Source organism: Tianxiuia mixotrophica, assembly GCF_050596425.1.
Taxonomy (GTDB): domain Bacteria; phylum Bacillota; class Clostridia; order Peptostreptococcales; family Acidaminobacteraceae.
This window is the reverse complement of sequence record NZ_CP192292.1, coordinates 1143289-1163636: the sequence shown is the minus strand read 5'-3', so window position 1 is coordinate 1163636 and position 20348 is coordinate 1143289. Positions and strand designations below refer to the sequence as shown.

Genomic DNA, 20348 nt, shown 5'->3' with positions numbered 1-20348 from the left:
CTCCTAAAGTTTTAAATCGACGCCACTCTTCTTCATTTCGTGAATTTTCTTGATAACATCAGCAATATGGGCACCGGCTTCTACAGCTGGTGTGCCATTTTTATGGATGTTACTGATAACCGTACGAAGAGATTCTTTATTACCAACCTTGCCCTTGTAGATCATGTAGCAACTCATAGACTCGCCTGTTGCAAGACCAGGTCTTTCGCCAATAAGCACAACTGTTACATCAGCACCTGTGATTTCTGAAATGTGGTCCATTGCCGGAACACGACCGTATTTCACGAAAAAAGGCTTACCCATAGTCAGACCATGTCCTTTAAGACCTTGTTCAATGGCTTTGAAAGTATCATAAGCATTCGTTTCAATAGCTGTTGATGACAGACCATCTGACATATAAACCTGAACTTGAGGCGCCGAAGGTTGAAGTGTCCTTAGCTCTTTCTCTGATGCATCATCAAGAAGTCTTCCAAGGTCAGGTCTTGTTATGTACTCATCCTTATCTTCCACACGTGTTTTAAGCACTGGCCAACCCTTGTCTGCAAGATACTCTTCAGAAACATCTGAGAATACAGCATCCTGAGCCACAGCGTGGTCAGCTCTAAAGCGAAGCATAGTCTCCGTCGTATAACGCGGACCAGCTCTCCAGATGCCCACACGTGCAGGTGTGTTCTTCTTGTAGCTCTTATATGCGTCTTCGTTTTCAGGAGACGGCACACGCAGAAAGTCTTCCATTTCGTACGCTGTAATGTCTTCAGCTAAGCACGCATCACTATCATTGACGCTACACGTCGCCTTTGCAGGTTCGCTTGCCTGTGAACCCTTCATTTCATTAACAATTTGTTCAATCATGCTTTTTAATTGATTCTCATTCATGACGGGCCTCCTCTCTATTTCATAAACACAGATGCGTCACCGGCACGATCCGTTAGCACGCCATCTTTAACAAATTCCATTTTCTCAAGCCACTCAGCAAACGGACCAATTGGCTTAAGTCCCATTGTGCTACGTAGTGTTGGTACTTCATGGTAGCCAGTACACTGGTAGTTGAGCATGATGTCATCGCCTGCAGGAATTGCCATGAAATAGTTACAGCCTGCCGCACTTAAAAGCACTGCCAAGTTTTCAATGTCATTCTGATCCGCTTTCATGTGGTTTGTATAACAAGCGTCAACACCCATTGAAACGCCTGATAGCTTGCCCATGAAGTGGTCTTCAAGACCAGCACGGATAACTTGCTTGCTGTCATACAGATATTCTGGTCCAATAAATCCAACCACCGTGTTTACGATAAATGGCTTGAATCGTCTTGCTAGACCGTAACATCTTGCTTCCATTGTGACCTGATCTGTATCATGATGGGCGTCACTTGAAAGTTCAGATCCCTGGCCTGTTTCAAAATACAGAACATTTGGTCCTGTGCAAGTGCCCTGCTTTAAGACAAGATCTTGGGCTTCTTGAATAAGATCCACTGTTACGCCAAAGGCTTCATTTCCTTTTTCTGACCCTGCAATGGATTGGAAGATCAGGTCTGTTGGTGCACCTTGTTTAACAGCTTCTATTTGTGTTGTTATATGTGCAAGAACGCACTGCTGCGTTGGAATATCCCATTTTCTTTTGAATTCATCGAACATCGTTAGTACATTTGAAACACTTTCAACCGTGTCATTAACAGGGTTCAGTCCAATAACCGCATCCCCTGCGCCATATGTTAGACCTTCCATCAGGGAAACCATAATTCCATCCAGGTTGTCTGTTGTATGGTTTGGCTGCAGTCTGAATGCAAGCACCCCGTCTTCACCGATTGTCGTGTTGCAATGTGCTGTAATTCGAATCTTTTTCGCACCGTGAACCAAATCCAGGTTGGACATAAGTTTTGTTACTGCCGCAATCATTTCTGATGTCAGACCCCGTGAAACATGCTTGATCATATCTCCACTTGTCTTTTCATTTAGAATCCATTCACGCAGTTCACCCACTGTCATATGCTTGATCTCTTCATAAGTTCTCATGTTCAGATCATCATAAATAACACGTGTGACTTCGTCCTCCTCGTAAGGTACCGCTGGATTGTTAAAGATGTCCTCAAGCGTTAAATGGCTGAGTACCTCCTTTGCAGCAACTCTTTCAGTTACTGATTCTGCTGCAATACCCGCCAGCTTGTCGCCGGACTTTTCTTCATTGGCTTTCGCCATGACCTCTTTGACACTGCCAAATTCATAGCTGTGACCAAATAATGATGTTTTGAGTCTCATTTTTCTACTCCTCTCACCCGATTTTCCTGTCCTAATACCCGAACAGCAAAGTTTTTATGATCACCGGAACCACCTGTCCACCAGCGACTGGTCGTCCTACGTCAATGTAGTCTCCGTTGTCCACGGTCACCGAATCTATGCAAATTACCGGTTCATCCGGTAATAATTGCCCTTTTAAACTATGTCCAAGCGCCTTGGCCAAGTCATTGTCTAGGAGCACGATCAGTGGCAATCTGTTTTTTCTTATGCCTTCCATGCCCTTAACAATGTCCTCTGCCAAAACCTGCATGTCATCAAATCCCAGCGATTTGCTTCCCATAAGAGATAGGGCTACAAGTTCACCACTGCTTTGTCCTTTAAACCAGTCCACTCTTTTTTTTATGGCATCCACTCGCTCTTGTCCCGCCATTTTCTCTTCTTGAGCAGAGAGTCTTATAACCGGTATATTTTTAATTGGGAGGACAGATGCATCAAATCTTATGGTGCTTCCGCTGACATCTGTTGTATGGGAACCTGCCCCTACGACAGTGGCACGAATTGTTTCAATGGCTTTTTCAACAACCAGACCACTTGTTCTTAAGATTTTGTCAATATTCTGTCCTAGCTTGACCCCGATGTCTCCATAAGGGAAATCTTCCTCTGTGTTTTTATGCATACAATCTGCAACACCACCCGAGAGACAAACTGCATCAATCTTTCCATTAAAGCTCAGACCATGATCTGTTATAAGCAGTTTGTAAATTGGGTCTTGCGTTTGGTGGGTCGCGATGAGAACAATGGCCTTTGCCATGGTCTCTGTTATGAGACCCAAAGCCTCTTTTTCCATGGTTTGACCTACTTTTAAGGCAATGTTTAGGTGGTCACACAGGGCCTTCATTTTTTTTGACATATAAGTCACAGCGCCCCTCTCATCAACCTTAATAAGGCGACCGCCAATATCAAAGCAGGCTGAATCAACCACATCACCATTTTTATAAATGGCCACATTGGTTGTGCCACCACCAATATCAAAATTCATAACCGTACGGCTATGCGCCTTTGAATATTCCCAGGCACCTGACCCTTTACCTGCCAGAACCCCTTCAAGGTCTGGTCCAGCTGTGGCAACAACAAAGTCACCAGCTAAACCGCTTAGCATATTCAAAACTTCCTCAGCATTCTCCTTGCGGGCTGTTTCTCCAGTGATGATCACTGCGCCGGTGTCCACATTTTCAGGTTTCATGGAAGCCTTTACATATTCTTTTTCAATCAAGTCACGAACAGATTGGGCATCGATTATTTCTTCACTTTTTAGGGGTGTGAAATGGATGTCACTGCGATAGACAATCTCTTTATCAATAATTTGCACCGTTGGAACTGTCCATGCCGATGCTGTGTTTTCTATGTATAATTTGCTGAATACGAGTTGAGTTGTTGATGTGCCGATGTCTATTCCGACACTAAAGAGTGAATCTTTCATCGTCTCCCTCATTTCTAATCCGCTTTTTTAAAATCTATATTTTCGAAATTAGTGAAACAAAAAATGGTGCTAAAACCCGGTAAATTACCGTGTTTTAACACCATTGTTGTTTCCAGTACGCCATTGTACAGTCATCAATATTCTGTTTTACTGCCGCTTTATTTTCACATCTGGCGACTTACATATTTGATACTGCAAGTGCCGAGGTCGTTAACGTGATCCGGATTTCTCCGGGGTGAATTATGGGGGGCATAATTCTATGATCTATCATTTTTAATCTAGGCGCTTGCAAAATTTCAGATCCAGCGCCTCCCCATATATAGAATTTGTGGTTCTAAAATATCTAATTATGGTATAGGACGGGGTCTTGAATGATATTTTACAAGTCGCCCAATCTATTTATTAGGGGCATAACATATAAATTTAGGGGCATTAGACTGAAAAAATAAAGTTTTATAAACCAGTGATGACCATGGCTTTCGTTGCTAGCTACTCTATCTCATCTGATTTCATTTTAAAATCAAATGTCACTTTTGTTCCATTTTCTCCAGTTTCTAAATCAAAACGTCCTTTCAAATTATCCTGTATAATGCTTGTGATAATTTTCATGCCTAAACTGCCTTTACGGGACATTTTAATGTCAAAACCGACACCATCATCTTCAACACTTATGTTGGAATACTGTATGCCACGTTGAATGGCAATACGAATGTTGCCTTCGTCACGGTCTGGAAATGCATATTCTAGGCTGTTCTGAAGCAGTTCATTGACAACAAGTGCTATAGATGTGGCCACATCGGAGGAAATTTCAAAAGTGTCTCCTTCAATTTGGACATCTACATTGCAGGCTGATGAGTGAAGACCGATCACATTTTGAGTGATTTTTTTTAGAATTGTCTTCACATCAACATCATCCACACCATTTTGAGCCAGTATTTCATGGGTTACCGCAATACTGATCACCCGACTAATACTCTCATCAAAGGCGTGTTTTGCTTCTTTATTATCAATTCTTCTCGATTGTAATTTCAATAAGCTGGCTATTGTCTGTAAATTATTTTTAACCCGGTGATGTATTTCTCGTATTGCCACCGACTTAGAAATCAATTCCTTCTCAACAGCTCTTTTATCTGTAATGTCTTTTATGACCATAATAAGTCCAGCAAAATCTGACTCACTGAGGGACAGGTTCGCATATTTGATATGCAGGGTTCTGCCTCCAATTTCGACTTCTGACACTGTGATGGTTACTGATTCACGAATTTCATCAAATCTTTTATTATCAAGGGTTAAATCATCAAATGGAATATTGACCAGTTCATCCCTATACCCTAGTTTTCTATACAGCATAACCGCCACTGGATTTAAACTCCTAGAGTAGCCATCCGAATCAAATATCACAATGCCATCGCTTAGGTATGGCTGAATGATCAATTTGTCGTCCATGGAAGACATGAGGGTTTCTGAGAGTTGTTCTGTTGTTCTAGAAAGAATCTGCATTCGCGCATCATCATTTTCTGAATCCTGAACATTCATTTCAACGATCAGGCAGGCAATGGTTTTGCCCATATCATTTTTAATGGGAACCACAGTCTGCTTAACAGGCAACTCTTCTTGGGTCACCGCTCGCAGATCCCTTGTGGGCATCCCAAGTTCCAGTGTTCTAATAGCCGCGGGTTCATTACGTCTGTATGCAAACTGCCCGATGACACTCTCTTTATATATGGATGCTCTGTAACTTGGACCCGCTTGGGCCACAACAATCGCCACACCGTTTTCCCGTGTCATACAGTCGATAAAAACGTCTGTGCGAAATAGGTTGGCTATAAGGGGTAAATTGCTTTCCACCGATTTGATTTTATCAATATCCTCATCACTTAGATTTGTGAATTTCTTGCAAAGTTTCTCCAACACATTGTCACCTCGTCTCTTCATTGAGTAAAATGATTTGTGCTATCTCCTTCATTGTACTTCTTTTGTCCATACTCAACTTACGAATGTAGTTGTAAGCTTCTTCTTCTGAATAACCAAGATTTTTTATAAGTACGCCCTTGGCCCTATCAATGACAATACGTGCATCGATTTTTTCTTGCATTTTTACGGTTTCTTCTTTGTAGTCAGAAATCATGCTTGCATTATGTATGGCAATTTCCACAGCTGGAAGAATGGATTTTTCCGTAAGTGGCTTGACCAAATAATTCATGACACCAACATTTTTTGCCTTTTCAACAAACTCCTTACTGCTGTATGCTGTAAGAAGCATAACGCTTTTTGCATACCCTTCAGATATAATAATCTTTGCGGCATTAAGGCCGTCAAGTAATGGCATTTTCACATCCAGCATGGCTAGATCCGGTCTGTTTCTTTTACATATTTCTACAGCATCAAAGCCATCAGCCGCTTGACCAACGACTTCATAACCTGCTTCTTCAAGCATTTCAGCGATATTCATACGTGTTATAGGTTCATCATCGGCAATGACAATCTTCCTACACATAACTCCACTCCCCTTAATAGTTAAACTATAACTTCAGAAGCTCAGCAAGTGCATCAATGCCCTCATTGGCATAAGCGCTTACAGAGTATATTTCGCTTGCTCCTGCTTCTTTTAACCAATTTTCAGCTCTATCCCGGTTTCCATCTTCCGCATCAGTTTTCGTTAAAATGCCAATCACCTTAATGTTAAACATATCACCAAAGCCTGGGGGAAAATAGCAAGCATCACTGGTCACATCATGTACAAGGGCTAACATATCAGCGTCAAAGGACATGGTGACAATGGCATTATAGTATCTAGGGTTTTCAATGTATTCTCCCGGTGTGTCAATAATGCTTTCATGATACTCCACTGCTTGGGTTTTTCTATAACTGAGTTCTTCGTCTTTGAGGGCTTGAATCAGCGTTGTCTTTCCCACTTGGGTTTTTCCCACAAACATTATTTTGGCCATCTTATGACCTCGTAATCTTTGCTGGTGTAAAACCAAGCATGTCGCTTAAAGCACTTAAGACTTCCTTCAAACCTTCTTCAACACTACCCACATCACCTGATACGACCAGCGATCCGCTGAATCTATCTAGGAATCCTATTTCAACACCGGATGCCTTTGTGGCCACATCAGCAGCGATGATAGCCCCTTCACTAGGTGTGATGGTTAGAATGCCTATGGCACTTGTGGTTTCTGTATTTAGACCAAGTTTTTTGCACACATCCTGTTTGGGATTGGCAATCACATGGGCCAGGGTAATTTGTTTGCCAGGAACGTATTCCTGTATGACTCTTTGTTTTTCTTCACTCATACGGCATGACCTCCCAGTCACAAAAAAAGGGCTCGCAGTAATCTAGTTACTGCGAGCCCCGATGCTCATAATCATGCACGCCGTTGTGCTAGGAAAATGTTATCACAAAACTTCTGCTGTTTCAACTGATACTTTTACTTTTTTCGTATAATTATTTCATTTCTTCTGTTTTATTTCCTTAAGACTTGGTCTACTCAAGCTCTTAAGGGTCTTCATCTTAGTCTTAAAATCCTTAAATATTTAAACCCCATAAATACGGCCTTAAAGCCTACAATATTTTTTTCAGGAACTGACCTGTATAGGATTTCTTTTTCTTAGCCACTTGCTCGGGTGTGCCCTGAGCGACAATCATGCCACCACCGTCTCCACCTTCAGGACCAATATCGATAATATAGTCACTGCACTTTATCATATCCAGATTATGTTCAATAACAACCACGGTGTTGCCACCTTCAACAAGGCGCTGAAGGACTAGAATCAGATTGCTGACATCATGCATATGAAGGCCTGTGGTCGGCTCATCGAGAATATAAAGGGTCTTGCCTGTGCTTCTCTTTGAGAGCTCTGAAGCCAGTTTAATTCTTTGGGCTTCCCCACCGGATAGTTGCGTGGAAGGTTGTCCTAATTTAATATAGTCAAGCCCAACATCGTGAAGGGTTTGAAGCTTTCTCTTAATGGCCGGTACGTTTTCAAAGAACTTTAGGGCTTCTTCAACAGTCATATCAAGAACGTCCGCAATGGTCTTGCCCTTGTATTTAACCTGGAGGGTTTCCCTATTATAGCGTTTGCCCTTGCATACATCACACTGGACATAGACGTCAGGGAGAAAGTGCATCTCAATTTTTATAATGCCGTCGCCCTTGCAGGACTCGCAACGCCCACCTTTAACATTAAAGCTGAATCGACCTTTTTGATACCCTCTTATCTTGGCTTCGTTGGTGGATGCAAAGAGGTTTCTTATATGGTCAAAGACCCCTGTATAAGTTGCAGGATTTGAACGAGGCGTCCTACCAATTGGGGACTGGTCGATGTCTATGACCTTGTCTATGTGTTCAAGTCCATGAATGGAATCATGCTTGCCCGGCCTTGTTCTGGTTCTATATAAGCTTGCCGCTGCAGACTTATAGAGGATTTCATTCACAAGAGAACTCTTACCTGAGCCAGAGACACCTGTCACGCAGGTGAACACGCCTGTTGGAAATTCAACATTTATGGACTGAAGGTTGTTTTCTCTTGCCCCCTCAATTTTTATCCAGTTTTCTCTTGGTTGTCTTCTCTTGTCAGGAATAGGAATGCTTATTTTTCCTGACAGATACTGACCTGTTAAGGAATTTTCGTTGCTTAGAATATCTTCAATTGGACCTTCTGCAACTATATGGCCCCCATGTTCTCCAGCCCCTGGACCAATGTCAACAATGTAGTCTGCCGACGCTATGGTTTCTTCATCATGTTCAACCACGATGAGGGTATTGCCTATGTTGGTCAAGTTTCTAAGGGTTTTAAGGAGTTTTTGATTGTCTCGTTGATGTAAGCCTATACTTGGCTCATCAAGGATATAAAGAACCCCCACCAGTCCAGAACCAATTTGTGTGGCCAGTCTTATACGCTGTGACTCCCCTCCGGATAATGTCCCAGCAGATCTCGACAGGGTGAGATAGTCAAGACCAACATTTTGCAGGAAGGACAGTCTTGCATTGATCTCTTTTAAAATTTGCTCGGAAATCTTAGTCTTTTTGGCATCCAGTTTAACAGAAGAAAAGAAGTTTACAGAATCGCGCACTGCCATTTCTGTCACATCAAATATATTCTTGCCGCCAAATGTCACCGCTAGAGATTCTGGCTTGAGTCGCTGGCCTCCGCAGGCCTCACAAGGTGTTAAACTCATGTATGTTTCTATTTTTTGTCTCATGTAATCTGAGTTGGTTTCTTTATAACGTCTTTCCAAGTTTCCAATCATGCCTTCAAATGGAGCCTTGTACTTTCTAACCCCACCATACTTGCTTTCATAGTGGAACTCAATAACACGGTCACCTGTACCGTAAAGTATGTCATGAACGGCTTCCTCTGACATGTCTTTAAGAGGCACATCACTATCATAGCCGTGGTCTTTCAAAACAGACTCAACCATTTGAACATAATATGTGCCTTCTCCCGATGAAGCTATAGGAACGATGGCGCCTTCAGCCACACTTAGGCTCATATCTGGTGCCACAAGTTCTGGGTCAACCTTGAGCAAGTGACCTAGGCCCTTACAGTTTTCACATGCGCCATATGGTGCATTGAAAGAAAACATTCGGGGCTCCATTTCAGATATGCCCACGCCGTGTTTTGTACATGCAAAGTTTGTGTTATATGTTAGGTCCTCTCCATCAATAACATTGATGATGACAACCCCATCGGCCAACTTCAGCGCTGTCTCAATGGAATCAGAAATTCTTTGCTTGGCTTCGGCCTTGATAATAATTCTATCTATGACCACTTCCACATTATGTTTTTTATTCTTTTCTAGGGTGATTTCTTCTGAAAACTCCCTAATTTCTCCATTGACACGAACACGAACATATCCCTCTTTTTTAAGCTGGGCCAGTTCTTTCTTATGGGTGCCTTTTTTTCCACGAATGACTGGACTAAGAATTTGAACCTTGGTTCTCTCTTCAAGTCCCATAACTTGGTCAACGATTTGATCCACCGATTGCTGGGAAATTTCTTCCCCACACACCGGACAGTGGGGTGTGCCTGCACGAGCGTATAGGAGTCTTAAATAGTCATAGATTTCAGTGACCGTTCCCACTGTGGACCGCGGATTACGGCTGGTTGTTTTCTGGTCAATGGATATGGCTGGTGATAAGCCTTCAATGTATTCCACATTCGGCTTTTCCATTTGTCCTAAGAACTGTCTGGCATAAGCTGATAGACTCTCCACATAGCGTCTTTGTCCTTCTGCGTAAATCGTATCAAAAGCCAGCGAGGATTTACCCGAACCACTGAGCCCTGTAACAACAATCATTTGATCACGGGGGAGCTTGATGTCAATATTTTTCAGATTGTGTTCTTTTGCACCCTTAACTTCAATGTAGTTTTTATTCATAAGTCACCTCTAAACACAGCTTGTGCTGGTGTTTCACTACTGTTTACTTAACTTTTCCTTCAGAGCCACGATTCTATCACGTAGTTCAGCAGCCCTTTCGAACTGTAGGGCCTGTGAAGCTGCCATCATTTCTTCTTCCAGCTCTTTTATATATCCTTCAAGCGATTCGTGTTCCATAAGGTCTTCATTAAGAACCGCTTCATACTCTTCTTCATCTTCTGCTGCTTTCGTTGCTTCTATAACAGCGTGAATGTTTTTCTTTATAGTTTGTGGTGTGATACCATGCTCTTCGTTGTAGGCCTGCTGAATTTCACGACGCCTTTCGGTTTCATCTATGGCCACTTGCATAGACCTTGTGACCTTGTCGGCATACATAATAACATACCCATTTGAATTACGTGCGGCACGTCCAACAGTCTGAATCATAGATGTTTCGGAACGTAAAAAACCTTCCTTGTCAGCATCTAGGATGGCCACAAGGGACACTTCAGGCAGATCAAGCCCTTCCCTTAAGAGGTTGATTCCAATAAGAACATCAAAGACACCTGAACGTAAGTCCTTGATGATCTTCATTCTTTCTATGGTATCAATATCCGAGTGAAGGTATTTAACCTTTAAGTCCATTTCTTTAAAGTAGTCCGCAAGGTCTTCTGACATTTTCTTTGTGAGGGTGGTAACAAGGACACGCTCTTTCTTTTCAATTCTTTTTAGAATTTCCGAATAAAGATCGTCAATTTGTCCCTTGACAGGTCGCACTTCTATCGGTGGATCAAGTAGACCCGTTGGTCTGATAATTTGTTGAACTATTTTTTTACTGTGCTCTTTTTCATAAGGTCCTGGTGTGGCACTGACAAAAAGACCCTGGGGCATGATTTCTTCGAATTCCCCAAAATTAAGAGGTCTATTGTCAAGGGCCGACGGCAGTCTGAATCCATACTCTACAAGATTCTGTTTTCTAGACCTATCGCCACCAAACATGCCTCGAATTTGAGGCAAACTCACATGGGATTCATCCACAACAACCATATAGTCATCCGGGAAATAATCCATGAGCGTATAGGGTCTTACCCCTGCTGGCAGATTATTGATGTGTCTGGAGTAGTTTTCAATGCCTTGGCAAAATCCCATTTCTTTTAACATTTCTATATCGTATCGCGTACGCTGTTCGATGCGCTGGGCTTCGACCAGTTTGCCTTCGCTTTTAAAATAGGCAATACGTTCTTCTAATTCTTGTTCTATGGCCACAACGGCTCTTTCAATATTCTCTTTGCTGGTTACATAGTGGGATGCAGGGAAAATGGAGACACGATCTCTTGTTCCAATGATCTCACCAGTTAGTGCGTTCACTTCTGTTATGCGGTCAATTTCATCTCCAAAGAGCTCCACTCGAACAACATTCTCAGACGCTGCTGCAGGAAAAATCTCAATGACATCGCCTCGCACCCGAAAGGTGTTTCTGACAAAGTTTATGTCATTTCTAACATATTGAATGTCCACAAGTTTAGACAGTATGTCTTCTCTCGAACGTTCCATGCCAGGTCTAAGGGAAACGACCATTTTTTTGTAATCAATCGGGGCACCCAGTCCATAGATACAGGAAACGGAAGCCACTATAATAACATCTCGACGCTCATATAATGACGCTGTCGCCGAGTGTCGCAGTTTATCGATCTCGTCATTAATTGAGGAATCTTTCTCAATGAATGTATCCGAATGAACCACATAAGCTTCTGGCTGATAGTAATCATAATATGAAACAAAGTATTCTACGGCATTCTCAGGGAAAAACTCTCTGAACTCACTACAGAGCTGAGCTGCCAAAGTCTTGTTATGGGCAATAACCAGGGTTGGCTTTTGCACTTTTTCAATGACTTTTGCCACTGTGTAAGTCTTGCCCGAACCAGTAACCCCTAAGAGGGTCTGGCATTTATTGCCCTCGGTAATGCTCTCAGCAAGGGCTTCAATGGCTCTCGGCTGATCACCCGTGGGTTCAAATTCAGATACAACTTTAAAATGATTCATATGTCACCTCTCGCCAAACACTTGTTCGATACCATATCTATTATATGCTTTTCATAAACCTTCGTCAAATTTTCTTGAAGGGATATTTTCGCGGGCCAAAGCCCCATATTTATCTTCATACCCAATGAAGGGATAATGGTTCAACTAAGCCAGAATATTCATGACCTCATCAATATATCACAATAATTATCCACATTAAATAGACTTCATAAAAAGTTCATTATATATGTGTTTCATGACACATCAGGTATTATTAACATTGCCCCTTTACTCTTTTCACCTTAGTCAAATTCAATTCTAGGCAAAAAAAATCCTCAACATGTTGGAGTTAAGGCCAACACATCGAGGACTTGTCAATCTTCATATAAATTTTATAAAAATATTCTTTTTATGAAGCAATTCTATTGAGATTTTAGCAAGATGCGTCTCTTATCTCGAATCAACGTCCAGCTTTTCAAAGCTTAAACTCTTTTCATCCAGCCTTCTATTGATATAACGGCTAAACATATTTCTAACCACAGCCATAACAGGCACACAAATCAACATGCCCAATATGCCAAAGAGACCACCACCTATGAGAATGGCAAGGATAATCCAGAAAGGGGAAAGCCCTACTGAATCACCTAAAATAAATGGTCCAATGATGTAACCATCAAGTTGCTGTAAGACAATAATAAAGAGCGTTACCCACAAGGCCGTAATTGGGCTTGTAAACAGGGTAATAATAACAGCCGGCACAGCACCAATAAATGGTCCAAAGTAAGGGATCATATTTGTGACCCCAACAATAATAGCCATTAAAAGTGCGTATGGGGCTTTCAAGAACCAGAGTCCCATAAAGCATATAATCCCAACAATCAAGGAATCAATCATTTTTCCAATGATGTATTTTGAGAAAATCTCATCGACCTCTTTCATAAAAGCAACGGCTTTGTCCGCGTGTTCAACTTTTAATAGAGCATAGTTGATTCTTTTTATACCCCCAATAAAGTTTTCCTTATCCTTGAGCATATATATGGAAATAATCATACCAATGAATATTTTGAACACACCTGATGTCACACCAAACACACCCGTTAGAACGCCTGTCAGGATTGTGTTGAATGATGCAGATGCCCGATCAAATATTTCCTGCATTGAAGTCACATCGAAGTTTTCAAGGGATTCAATCAGTCCCAGTCTTTCCATTTCAGCGTATTGCTGTGTTCCCCAAGCTTCTGCAGTGTCAACATACCCAGGTACATTTCGCAGAATGTCGGTGATACTTTGAACAATACTCGGTATAACCAACGTGAAGAAGAGGCCAACCACGCTGACGATAATTGCATACACTATGGCAATGCTGAGTCCGCGTCCTAATTTAAACTTCATTTCTATTTTCTTTAGTAAGGGATTGGCCAAATAGGCGATGACAAAGGCCCAAATAAAAGGCACTAATATCGTCACAATCAGCTGCAAAAACCCACCCACAGATTCAATTCGATCAATGAGCTTGTAGGCAATCATCGATGATATGATGAGGGGTAAATATGCTATATAGGGTATTCTTTTCATTAATTACTCTCCAATTTGATCGTTCAAAACCTCTATGGCTTTTTGTAGTTGAACGTCGTCTTCATCTGTTGGCTCATCGATTTCATAATAGCTATCTGGCATTTCTATAACCACATCCGGCTCAATACCTATACCATGAATGTTCCGTCCGTTAGGTGTAAAATACTGCGAAGTTGTTAATTTGAAGCCCGTCCCGTCATCAAGCGGAATAACAGTTTGTACAATCCCCTTACCGAAGGTTGTTTCACCAATTATCGTTCCAGAATCCGTGTCTTGAATGGCCCCTGCAAGTATTTCTGAGGCACTGGCTGAACCGCCATTAACAAGGACTGTGATTGGAAGGTCCACTTTCATAAAACCTGACTTGTATTCACGTTTTTGTCCCACTCTGTTCTCAGTGTAGACAATCATCTGGTTGCCGAGTAGTTGATCTGCAATATCAACCACTTCACCTAGAGAGCCCCCAGGGTTGTTTCTAAGGTCTATGACAAGCCCTTTTGGATTTTCTTTCAAGAGACCATCCATGTGGGTTTTGAAATCATCGGCAGTGATTTGATCAAACATGGAAATTCGAATGTAGGCCAGATCGTCATTCAACATTCTCGACTTCACTGTTTTGAGTCGAATTTCTTCTCTTGTTATTGAGACATCTATTGGATTGGCAACACCATCTCTAAAAATGGTTATGCTCACTGATGTGCCAGGTTCTCCACGCATATTGCGCACGGCTTCATCCATAAGCTCTGCGTTAACATCTTCTCCCTCAACCTTGATGATCCTGTCACCAGATTTGAGTCCGGCTCTTTCTCCTGGTGTGTCTTCAATTGGAGAAACCACAGTGATAAATCCATCTTCTGTTGGCGCTACAATAACACCAATACCACCATAAGAGCCTTCATTGCTCTCTGTAAATCTTTCAAATTCTTCTTGTCCCATATAAACAGAGTAAGGGTCTTCAAGCGACATAAAGAGTCCCTTTAGGATACCGTCAATAAATTTTTCTTCATCAAAATCCTTATAGTAATTTTCTAATATGAACTTTCTGAGTTCAATAACCTTGGAAAAGGTCTCCTTGTCCTCGTTAAGAGCCGCATATTCATCCTTTGAAATAAGCAGTTTGTCACCCACTTCAATGGCGTCTTTGGTTTGTTCATGCAAGGACTGGTAATATTCATAGTCTTCCTTGGTAATGGTCACACCGTTTCCACTTTCCAGTGAAGCCAGCTGTGACATACTCATTCCAAAGTAGACCACCGCACCGGTTGCTGCATTTGATAAGAGCAGAATGACAACTGCCCATATGACGATCGTTTTTTTGCTAAACATCTTGACACCTCAATCTCTGTCTACGGGTTTACATACTCCATCGGATCGGTCATTTCACCATTCACACGGACTTCAAAATGAAGATGGGCTCCAGTTACATTCCCAGTTGCGCCCGCCTCGGCAATTGACTCTCCGATACTCACTTTCTGTCCCACCTTCACAAGCAACTTGGAGTTGTGGGCATATAGGGTTACAATGCCACCACCATGGTCGATCATAATAACCTTTCCATAACCCCCGTACCAGTCTGAGTAAGCCACTGTTCCAGCTTGAGCCGCTGTGATGCCGCCTCCTGTAGGAATGGCAATATCTATCCCTGTATGAAGTTTTCTCGTTTTGTAAATTGGATGAATTCTATAACCAAACGGTGATGTGATGCGTGTGTACCCCGGAGTAGGCCAAGCCATTTGACCACCAACATAAGTGGCTTGAAGCTTCAAACTCTTCAGGATTTGCGTTAATTTTTTTGCATCTTCTTCCAGTTCATCCTCTTTGGCTTCAAGAGCCTTTAAGTCTTTGGAAAGAGCCACTTTTGCCCCTTCCAAGGAAGCCATATCCCCTCTTAGAAGCTTTCTTTTGCCATCAAGTTCATTGATTTGAACTTGTCTCTCATCTTTATAGAGTTCCAGCTGGGCTTTTCTTTCAGCCACTTGCTGTTTTTGCTCAGTCATATAATCGATGAGATTGATGTCATGGGTGTATATTTTTTGAAGCATGTCCACCCGCGTCATGAGATCTTCAAAATCTGATGATCCCAGTAATACTTCCAGATATCCAACCTGTCCAGTCTTATACATGACACGCAACCTGGAATTCAGAAGATCTGTCTTTAAATTAATACCCTCTTCGGCCTGTTTTAATTTTTCTTGTGTGTCGTAAATTTTAGTTTCTGTCGCAGAGACTTCTTCGTTTAGACGATTCATCTCCGACTCAAGTTTCTTGATATTTGTTTCAAGATCCCGTATATTTCTTAAAACCTTGTTTTCTTCATATTTTTTGTTGGATCTTTCTTTGTCGATAGCCTTCAATTCACCTTCAATTTTATTGAGTTCATCTGATGTGTTTTGCAGTTCATCATTACCAAACGACAGTGTGTTTGGTATGGCAGGAACGATTAGAAGAAGACAAAGTAGAAGAAGAATCGGTCTTGATTTATCTCGTTGAGTCATTTTCTGCCCCCTTTAAACTTGTAGGTATCGTCTCATAGATAATAGACTGCCAAGTGCCCCAATACCCGCTCCAATAACAATAAATATAACCAATAAGTCGGCCGTTATAGTTTGGGCTGAAACCAAGTAGGCAGCAATAAGCACATAAAACTTTGAAGTGAACATGCTATAAGTATAGGCATAGCCTATATGAAGAACACCAATTGCAAGTACCGCACCAAAAATACCTAGTAGGGTGCCTTCAAGAAGAAATGGCCAGCGGACAAACCAACTTGTTGCACCAACATACTTCATAATTCCAATCTCACGACGTCTGGCATTGACGGCCAGTTTGATCGTATTGTGTATGATGAATGTTGATATTGCAACCAGAATGAAGATGATGACCATACCAATATTCTTGATATAGTTTGTGATTTCAATAATCTTCATAACGACGTCCTGATAGAACTTGACTTCCTCCACGCCTGAAATCTTCTGAATTTCCTCGACAACATAATCAGAATAGCCTATATCATACAAGGTCACTATATAGGAATTCGGCAAAGGATTTTCCTCAAGGCCTTCAAGCAGGTAGCCATTGTCCTCCCACTCCATTTTCATTTTATTAAGAGCGTCCTGCTTTGTTTCAAAGTAAATTTCCTTAACACCTTCCAGTGCATAGAGCTGTTGGCCAACGGTTTCAACTTCCTGGCCTTCAAGTTCATCCACCAGATAAACCTGAATGGTGTCAAACTGATCTTTTGCCCCTTGTGCAAGACTGGAAATATTAATAATCAATATGAATATAATCCCAAGAATAAGTAAGGTCGCCGCCACTGAAGACATGGAGGCAAAGGACATCATCCTGTTTCTCCATAAATTCTTAATGGATTCCTTTATTGTATAATTAAACTGACTAATCTTCATAACCGTAAAGCCCTCCCATTTCGTCGCGGACGACACGTCCATTCTCTAGTGCAATAACTCTTTGTTGCATGATGTCTACGATTTCTTTATCATGGGTGGCCATCACAACTGTGGTACCACGTCTATTAATCTGTTTTAGTATTTTCATTATGTCCCAAGATGTTTCCGGGTCAAGATTGCCTGTTGGCTCATCCGCAATTAGGATTGGTGGGTTGTTGATCATGGCTCTTGCAATGGACACACGCTGCTGTTCTCCACCTGACAACTGGTTGGGATAACATTTCTGCTTGTCTGCAAGTCCAACAACGGACAGAATCATAGGAACATTCTTACGAATTTCCCTTTGGGATGCTCCTGTTATCTCCATAGCGAAGGCAACATTTTCAAAAACGGTCTTATTGGGAAGCAGGCGGTAGTCCTGAAAAACCACGCCCATTTTACGTCTTAAAAAAGGCACTTGCCTTCTATGAAGTCTCGTAATTTCCACATCATCTACAATGATTCGACCCTTGGTACAATTTTCTTCTTTCAAAAGCATTTTAATGACCGTGGACTTACCAGCACCACTTGTGCCCACCAGGAAAACAAAATCGCCCTTTTTCACGTGAATATTTATATCAGAAACAGCCAACATGCCATTTCCATAACGCTTCGATACCCCTACCATTTGTATCATTGAAACACCTCTCATTTTGTCCTTCGTTTATTGCCATCTAGGCGCTTGCAATTATAAAACTCCATCGGCTTCTATCTTGATGATAATTCAGCCACACTTCCATGAGATATTGCAGATCGCTCACCATAATATATCGAGTGCTTGTAAACGTAAATTATCTTAGGTCTATATTTAGACCTATCTTAACCCAGAAACGTTGAAAATGCCATTTCACAACTTGTTCAATATAAACAATTCGGGTTTTGTAATAATTTACGACAAAAAACTTAAAAATCTTCTCTACTATTTATTATAATGGGTATAGGCCTGATTACGAAACGTTTTTGATTAAATAATGATTACAATTTTGGAGGATAGATATGAAAAAGACACTCAGGAAGGAAATGATTCAAAAAAGAAGAGCTTTACAAGAGGAAATCTGGCACAAAAAAAGCCGTGATATTCTTGAAAGAATCACGACTTTAAACTTACTTGAGAACGCTGATTATGTGATGATTTTCATGGACTTCAGAAAAGAAGTTGAAACAAGACCAATCATCGAGTGGCTTTGGAAGAATAACAGACAGGTGGTCATTCCCCGTGTCAAAAAGGGGTCTCCCATTTTAGAACTTTGTCTGATCGACAGTTTCGACGATATGGATTTATCCCCTCTTGGGATCTTAGAACCAAAGCCTTCCCATGACACATTTATTGAGCCAAACCAAATCGATTTTGTTTTTATGCCTGGTGTGGCCTTTACTGAATCAGGGGAGCGTCTAGGCTATGGTGGCGGCTACTATGACCAACTTATTCCACTCATGAAGGCAACTGTTCCTAAAATTGCCTTGGCTTTTGATCTTCAAATCATTGACAGCTTACCCGTTGAAGATCATGATATTCGGATTGACGGCATCATTACGGAGTCTAAATTTATTACTTGCCAGTAGGCCATTTAGACCGACCTCTTGCAGATGAATTTTTTAACATTGAGCCTTCCTGTTTTAAAGTCAAACTACAGATGTCTTGGCCTTCTAAAAAACGTTCACTGTTTTAGTGGCAATCTTCTCACCAAATGACCGGTCGTGTTCTACAAAGATCACGGTCGGTTTATATTTTAGCACAGCTTCTTCAAGTTGAACCCTGAAATGATAATCCATATAATTAAGGGGTTCATCCCAAATATAGAGGGGAGCATCTGATGAAAAAGCCCTCGCCAAGTCAAGCTTTTTACGTTCCCCTTCGCTTAGAGTGGCAATCTCCCTTTCAAGATACTCGACATCCATATTAAAATAATCAAGCATTCTAACAAATGCTGTTAAATCTGTTTGATAATATTCAAGATAGTCTTTAACCAGCCCTGATTTGAAGGGCATGTCCTGGAAGGCCTGGGTCACTTTAAGGTCTATGGCCCTGTGTGTATAGCCATCGTCTGGGGTCAGTTGACCTGTTATCAGCTTGAGTAAGGTTGATTTGCCTGCACCATTTTCCCCACGCAACCAAATGCGATCTCCCCTATTCACAGTCAGGTTTAAGTCTTCAATGACTTTATTGTCCCCATAGGCAAATGAAACCTTATGAAACTGCAAGTATTTCACTTGATCAAGATCTTTTTGTTTGAGTTCCAGCCGCCTTATGCTTTCATAAGACTTCAAAAGAGATTTTGCTTCATCCAACTTTTTTTCACGTCTGTTTTCAAGGTTTTTTGCTCGCTTCATGAGACGAGCAGATCTTGCACCTACAAAGCCCTTGTCTCCAGCACCTATCTTTTCTTTTTCTTTATTATGAGAATAGCCTCTGGCCATACGGGCGGAGGCTGTTAATTTGTCCACTTCCTTAACCAGTTTGGCTTTTTTCTCAAGCTCAAAATTTTCAAGTTGTTTTCTGTTTTCATCCCAGGAAGAGTAATTTCCCTTTTCGATCTTGATGCCAGACTTACCAATCTCTAGTATGTGGTCACAACATTCATCAATAAAGGCTTGATCATGGGACACCAATGAGAAGCCCCTCTTTTGGCTTAAGTAGTCAGCAAGCTCTGCACGCCCATGAATATCAAGGTGATTTGTTGGTTCATCAATCAACAAATAACTCTGGGGTCTTAAAAACAAGGCCGCAATTTGAACTTTTGTCTGCTCACCACCTGAGAGTTCAAGATATTTTTGTTCTAAGCACTTGGGAGCAAGGCTTAAAAGTCTGATTTCTCGTTCTATAAGGGCATCCAGCTCATACCCTCTATAAAACTCGTACTTTTCAATAAGGTCTCCATACCGATCGAGTGCTTCTTGTGATGTCTGTCCCATTAGGACTTTCAGTTCCTTTTCAATCGCTCGAATAGGACCTATTAAATCTTTGATAAGATGGGCCACAGTTTCTGAATCATCATTGACTTTGACAGGAAACATAGAGACCTTTTCTGGACAAGCGCATATGCCCTTTTGAGGCTCTAAACGACCAGCTATTAGATTGAGCAAGGTGGTCTTTCCACGTCCATTGCGTCCAATGATGCCTAGGCGCCAATTGGTATCAATATTTATTGTGACATCTTTAAAAATGGGGGTCAGAGCCCCCTCATGTGTGAAAGTTATATTATCTATTTTTATAGTAGTTGTCATCACCT

16 protein-coding genes are annotated in these 20348 nt (G+C 41.5%); 1 reads left to right on the top strand and 15 read right to left on the bottom strand.

All coding sequences use genetic code 11. The features are described from left to right. Positions 1–3: 3 nt before the first annotated feature. The 14 genes from eutC to ftsE all read right to left on the bottom strand — a co-directional run bounded on the left by eutC (position 4) and on the right by ftsE (position 17755). A complete protein-coding gene (gene eutC, locus ACQ4KW_RS05120) occupies positions 4–876 on the bottom strand; it encodes an ethanolamine ammonia-lyase subunit EutC (protein WP_430885455.1) in 873 nt (290 codons plus the stop codon). A 14-nt stretch (positions 877–890) separates the two neighbouring features. Further along, positions 891–2255, bottom strand: coding sequence for an ethanolamine ammonia-lyase subunit EutB (locus tag ACQ4KW_RS05115; protein WP_430885454.1), 1365 nt, complete (start codon positions 2253–2255; stop codon positions 891–893). A gap of 31 nt (positions 2256–2286) precedes the next feature. Further along, the gene (gene eutA / locus ACQ4KW_RS05110; protein ID WP_430885453.1) at positions 2287–3714 is read right to left on the bottom strand and encodes an ethanolamine ammonia-lyase reactivating factor EutA; all 1428 of its coding nucleotides are present in this window, start codon (positions 3712–3714) and stop codon (positions 2287–2289) included. Between the two features lie 489 nt (positions 3715–4203). After that, positions 4204–5649 carry a sensor histidine kinase gene (locus ACQ4KW_RS05105; protein WP_430885452.1) on the bottom strand — a complete coding sequence of 482 codons (1446 nt, stop codon included), beginning with the start codon at positions 5647–5649 and terminating at the stop codon, positions 4204–4206. Beyond that, a complete protein-coding gene (locus ACQ4KW_RS05100) occupies positions 5633–6211 on the bottom strand; it encodes an ANTAR domain-containing response regulator (protein ID WP_430885451.1) in 579 nt (192 codons plus the stop codon). Before ACQ4KW_RS05100 ends, ACQ4KW_RS05105 begins: the two co-directional genes overlap by 17 nt. A 25-nt stretch (positions 6212–6236) precedes the next feature. Next, the gene (locus ACQ4KW_RS05095) at positions 6237–6662 is read right to left on the bottom strand and encodes a EutP/PduV family microcompartment system protein (RefSeq protein ID WP_430885450.1); all 426 of its coding nucleotides are present in this window, start codon (positions 6660–6662) and stop codon (positions 6237–6239) included. Position 6663: 1 nt separating this feature from the next. Further along, on the bottom strand, positions 6664–7011 hold the full coding sequence (gene eutS, locus ACQ4KW_RS05090) for an ethanolamine utilization microcompartment protein EutS (protein WP_430885449.1): 348 nt from the start codon (positions 7009–7011) through the stop codon (positions 6664–6666). 268 nt (positions 7012–7279) lie between these two features. Then, positions 7280–10099 carry an excinuclease ABC subunit UvrA gene (gene uvrA / locus ACQ4KW_RS05085; protein ID WP_430885448.1) on the bottom strand — a complete coding sequence of 940 codons (2820 nt, stop codon included), beginning with the start codon at positions 10097–10099 and terminating at the stop codon, positions 7280–7282. Positions 10100–10135: 36 nt separating this feature from the next. Further along, positions 10136–12121 (bottom strand): excinuclease ABC subunit UvrB, encoded by a 1986-nt coding sequence (gene uvrB / locus ACQ4KW_RS05080; RefSeq protein ID WP_430885447.1) that lies wholly within the window; start codon positions 12119–12121, stop codon positions 10136–10138. A gap of 429 nt (positions 12122–12550) precedes the next feature. Then, a complete protein-coding gene (locus ACQ4KW_RS05075) occupies positions 12551–13675 on the bottom strand; it encodes an AI-2E family transporter (RefSeq protein WP_430885446.1) in 1125 nt (374 codons plus the stop codon). Positions 13676–13678: 3 nt separating this feature from the next. Then, on the bottom strand, positions 13679–15001 hold the full coding sequence (locus ACQ4KW_RS05070; RefSeq protein ID WP_430885445.1) for a S41 family peptidase: 1323 nt from the start codon (positions 14999–15001) through the stop codon (positions 13679–13681). Between the two features lie 20 nt (positions 15002–15021). Continuing rightward, positions 15022–16170: a murein hydrolase activator EnvC family protein gene (locus ACQ4KW_RS05065; RefSeq protein ID WP_430885444.1), complete on the bottom strand. Its 1149-nt coding sequence runs from the start codon at positions 16168–16170 to the stop codon at positions 15022–15024. Between the two features lie 12 nt (positions 16171–16182). Beyond that, the gene (ftsX, locus tag ACQ4KW_RS05060; protein ID WP_430885443.1) at positions 16183–17079 is read right to left on the bottom strand and encodes a permease-like cell division protein FtsX; all 897 of its coding nucleotides are present in this window, start codon (positions 17077–17079) and stop codon (positions 16183–16185) included. Further along, positions 17069–17755: a cell division ATP-binding protein FtsE gene (ftsE, locus tag ACQ4KW_RS05055; protein ID WP_430885442.1), complete on the bottom strand. Its 687-nt coding sequence runs from the start codon at positions 17753–17755 to the stop codon at positions 17069–17071. The genes ftsX and ftsE overlap by 11 nt, the downstream gene beginning before the upstream one ends. Positions 17756–18114: 359 nt before the next feature. Between ftsE and ACQ4KW_RS05050 the strand changes: the two genes are divergently transcribed. Next, positions 18115–18681 (top strand): 5-formyltetrahydrofolate cyclo-ligase, encoded by a 567-nt coding sequence (locus ACQ4KW_RS05050; RefSeq protein WP_430885441.1) that lies wholly within the window; start codon positions 18115–18117, stop codon positions 18679–18681. Positions 18682–18765: 84 nt separating this feature from the next. On the opposite strand, the gene abc-f is transcribed toward ACQ4KW_RS05050, so the two are convergent. Beyond that, entirely contained in the window at positions 18766–20343 is a 1578-nt protein-coding gene (gene abc-f / locus ACQ4KW_RS05045) for a ribosomal protection-like ABC-F family protein (RefSeq protein ID WP_430885440.1), read from the bottom strand. Between the last annotated feature and the right edge of the window lie 5 nt (positions 20344–20348).